Annotated in this window: 4 protein-coding genes; 3 read left to right on the top strand and 1 reads right to left on the bottom strand. The window is 63.0% G+C overall.

What is annotated here, in order from left to right:
* The 3 genes from panB to L0G76_RS14685 all read left to right on the top strand — a co-directional run.
* A partial coding sequence (gene panB, locus L0G76_RS14695; RefSeq protein WP_304357899.1) for a 3-methyl-2-oxobutanoate hydroxymethyltransferase occupies nucleotides 1-747 on the top strand: 747 nt, incomplete at its 5' end.
* Nucleotides 747-1,598 (top strand): pantoate--beta-alanine ligase, encoded by an 852-nt coding sequence (gene panC, locus L0G76_RS14690; RefSeq protein ID WP_304357900.1) that lies wholly within the window; start codon nucleotides 747-749, stop codon nucleotides 1,596-1,598. The genes panB and panC, both read left to right, overlap by 1 nt.
* Before the next feature lie 324 nt (nucleotides 1,599-1,922).
* A complete protein-coding gene (locus tag L0G76_RS14685) occupies nucleotides 1,923-3,374 on the top strand; it encodes a mechanosensitive ion channel (protein ID WP_304357898.1) in 1,452 nt (483 codons plus the stop codon).
* A 196-nt stretch (nucleotides 3,375-3,570) separates the two neighbouring features.
* Here the strand turns inward: L0G76_RS14685 and L0G76_RS14680 are convergent.
* On the bottom strand, nucleotides 3,571-3,941 hold a 371-nt coding region (locus L0G76_RS14680), incomplete at its 5' end, for a LysE family transporter (RefSeq protein WP_304357897.1).

Genomic DNA, 3,941 nt, shown 5'->3' with positions numbered 1-3,941 from the left:
CGCTGGGCGATGCTGACCAGCTATGACCAGTACACGGCCGCCCTGTTCGAGCAGGCCGGTGTCGAGGCGCTGCTGGTCGGAGACTCCGCGGCGAACAATGTCTACGGCCACGAGACCACACTGCCCGTCACCGTCGATGAGCTCATTCCCCTGGCACGCGCCGTCTCCAGCGCGACCTCTCGGGCACTCATCGTTGCAGACCTGCCCTTCGGCAGCTACGAGATCTCCGATGAGCAGGCGGTCGCGACGGCCGTGCGCTTCATGAAGGAGGCCGGTGTCCACGCGGTCAAGCTCGAAGGGGGAGTGGCCGTGGCCTCCCGGATCAAGGCGATCACGACCGCCGGCATACCGGTGATGGCTCATATCGGTTTCACGCCCCAAGCTGAGCACAACCTCGGCGGATACAAGGTCCAGGGTCGCGGGGGAGCCGGTGATGCGCTGTTGGCCGATGCCCGTGCCGTCGCCGAGGCGGGGGCATTCTCCGTGGTCATGGAGATGGTTCCAGCCCGGCTGGCCGCGCAGGTCACGGCCGAGATGGCGATTCCGACAGTCGGGATCGGCGCCGGTGCCGACTGCGATGCCCAGGTGCTCGTGTGGCAGGACATGGCGGGCCTGCGGACCGGCAGGGCCCCGCGGTTCGTCAAACGGTATGCCGATCTGCACTCGGTGCTCTCCGAGGCCGTGGGCCGCTATGTCGATGAGGTCAAGAGCGGCGAATTCCCTGAACCGGAGCGGAGCTTCGAGTGATGGAGGTCGGCGGAATCCAGGCTCTGCGTGCCTGGCGGGAACGACAGTCGGGCTCCGTGTCGCTGGTGCCCACGATGGGTGCTCTGCACTCGGGGCACCAGGCACTGATGGACAGGGCCAGAGCGGCCGGGGAATCGGTCGTGACCAGCATCTTCGTCAATCCTCTGCAGTTCGGTACGGACGAGGACTTCTTCACATACCCGCGCCCCTTCGAAACCGACCTGGAAATCTGCGAGGCCGCCGGAGTCGACTTCGTCTTCGCACCCGCCCTGGCAGAGATGTACCCGGGCGCACCCGAAGTCACCGTATCCTCAGGGCGGATGGGTGCGGTGTACGAAGGGGCTGCCCGGCCGGGCCACTTCGACGGCGTCCTGACCGTGGTGGCCAAGCTCTTCACCCTGACGGCTCCGGACTCGGCGGTCTTCGGCCTCAAGGACATCCAACAGTTCTGCCTGGTCAAACGCATGATCACCGATCTCAACTTCGACATCGAGCTGATCGGACTGCCGGTGGTCCGCGACGAAGACGGCCTGGCCATGTCGAGTCGCAACGAGTATCTCGCGCCCGCCGATCGAAGCGCTGCGTTGGCGATACCGCGCGCCCTGGAGGCTGCAGCCCAGTCTGCGGAAGACGGGACTCCGACTGGAGTTGAGGCCGCGGCGGAAGCAGTGCTCAGCGCCGCGGCCGGGCGGGGAGACCTCGACCTCGGCTATCTCGGCCTCGTTGATGCGGCGACGTTTCAGCCGTGCCCACCGGACTTCGACGGGCAGGCGCTGCTGCTTGTTTCGGCGACCGTCGGGGGAACTCACCTCATCGACAATGTGCCGCTCGAATTCCACCGTTCTTCCTGACGTCCACCGTTCTTCCTGAATTCCAAAAGGATTCATTCGGCTAGGACGGCACCTATTTGGGCGAGGATGACGCTCATTCATTGACGCCGTGAATGTCGAATGACCATTATATTACCTATTTGATGCGTAATCGTGACCTGAGTATATAAGAATTGTTAAGGCGCTGAAATACGCGTGTGGACGAATACGAAAAGACAGCTCTGGTTGTTCCATCATTCGATGTCAGCCCGCTATGATCTCTTGTCCTGAGTGTCTGTTGTGAATAGACTCAATATCAGTAACTGAGGAACATAGCGAGTTTATTCGCCGTAGTCGAAGGAGATGATGGAAATGCAAATGTCAGACCTGTGGTCAGTTCTCGCGAAAGTGGGACTGGCAATTCTCATACTTCTCGTCACTTGGATCATTGCGTCGATCGTCAAATGGGCGATCGGCAAATTGGTGATGAAGGTGCCGGCATTGCAGCGTGACGGCAACGACGGTCAGCAGATTGGAAAGTCGATCGGACAGATCGGCAGCCTGCTCGTCTGGCTGCTCGGCCTCATCGCTGTTCTGCAGCTGTTCAACCTCGACCAGGTGCTGAGCCCGCTGCAGGGTCTGCTCGACGGAATCTTCGGCTTCCTGCCCAATATCATCGGCGCCGGAGTCATCTTCTTCATCGGCTTCGTCTTCGCGAAGATCGCCAAGCAGCTTGTCCAGACGGCGCTCAACGCCGTGGACCTGACGAAGCTGACATCGAAGTTCCAGTCGCTTGGCGACCGCGCCACCGGCGTCGTCGACTCATCGACGGGAACCGCTTCGCAGCAGAACAACATCAATGCCCAGCAGGCCGCCTATGGCCAGCCCGAACAGGGCCAGCCAGGTCAGGGCCACCCGGATCAGCCAGGGCAGCCGATGCAACAGGGTCAGCCAGGGCAGGCGCAGAACCCGAACGCCGAGGCGAATGCCAAGATCTCATCTCTTGCCGGCAACCTCGTCTTCGGAATCATCATCATCGTCGTGGCGATCTCGGCGCTGCAGGTGCTGGGCATCGCGGCTATCTCGCAGCCCGCACAGCAGATGCTGCAGCTCTTCCTCAACGCCATTCCGGCTATCATCGCCGCAGGCATCCTGCTTGCCATTGGCGGGGTCATCGCCAAGTTCCTCGGCAACCTGCTCGAAGAGGTCCTGCGCGGAGTCGGCACGGATCGTGCAGTCGATTCGATCGGAATCGTTCCCGAAGGCACGAGCGCCTCGAGCGTGATCACGAAGATCGTGCAGGTTGCGATTATGATCTTCTTCGCGATCATGGCGACTCGCATGCTCGGGTTCCCTGAGATCACGAACATCCTCAACGAGATCCTCGACCTCGGCGGCAGCGTCCTCTTCGGCGCTGCGATCATCGCCGCAGGCTTCCTCATTGCGGCTCTCATCGGCAAGTTCATCACGAACTCTCTGGCGAGCAAGGTGCTGCGCTACTCGGCCATCGCACTCTTCATTGCGATGGGCCTGCGCTACATGGGGCTGGCCGATTCGATCATCAACCTGGCATTCGGAGCTGTGGTCATCGGCGGAGCAGCAGCCGCTGCGCTGGCCTTCGGCCTGGGCGGCCGCGATGCCGCGGCGAAGATGCTGGGCAAGGTCGATGTCGAAGCCGCTGCCAGCAGCGATGTTGAGGGGCGGCCCGCGAACACTGCCACCGCCGGAAACAGCGGTGCCGACAGCAGCGGTGCCGCGGACAACGGTCCCCGCGGCGGGACCGAAGGGCGCGGTCCGGTTCCACCGCCGGCCAGCTGACAGGCAGGCAGTTCGCAACGAACAGTCTCCAGCACTGAATGTGCGGGCCGGGAAGCATCCCGGCCCGCACATTTTTTAGTCGGCCACCCGCACCGGGCGCTGCAGCGTCGATCCCTGTTGCGCCGGATCCTCCAGCCGCGCCGGTGCGAGTGCTCCAGTTGAACGGGAACGGCGCCTGATTGAACGGGAACGGCGACTATACGGGGAGGGCGATGACGGCGATGCCCATGATCACGAGAACCGTGGCGGAGACGGCTTCGATGTAGAAGTCCGTGCTCCTTCTCTGCAGAGCCTTCGCGGCCATACCGGCGATCAGCGCGAGAACGATCTGGTAGGCCAGCATCAGTCCGACCACGACCGAGACCAGCACCACATAGTCGATGCCGGCCGCCGAGGCGGGCACCAGTGTCGGCATCACGGCCAGGAAGAACAGCCCGGCCTTCGGGTTGCTCAACGACGAGATCAGACCCCGACGGTAGGAGATGACGGACCGCAGCTGACCCCATGATCTCTTCGCCCCGGCCCCGGCACTGCTCCCGGCCCCGGCACTGCTCCCGGCCCCGGCAC

This window comes from Brevibacterium picturae, assembly GCF_030453725.1.
GTDB classification, from domain to species: domain Bacteria; phylum Actinomycetota; class Actinomycetes; order Actinomycetales; family Brevibacteriaceae; genus Brevibacterium; species Brevibacterium sandarakinum_A.
Note: the sequence above shows the minus strand (reverse complement) of the source record. Positions and strands in the feature narration are given on the sequence as shown.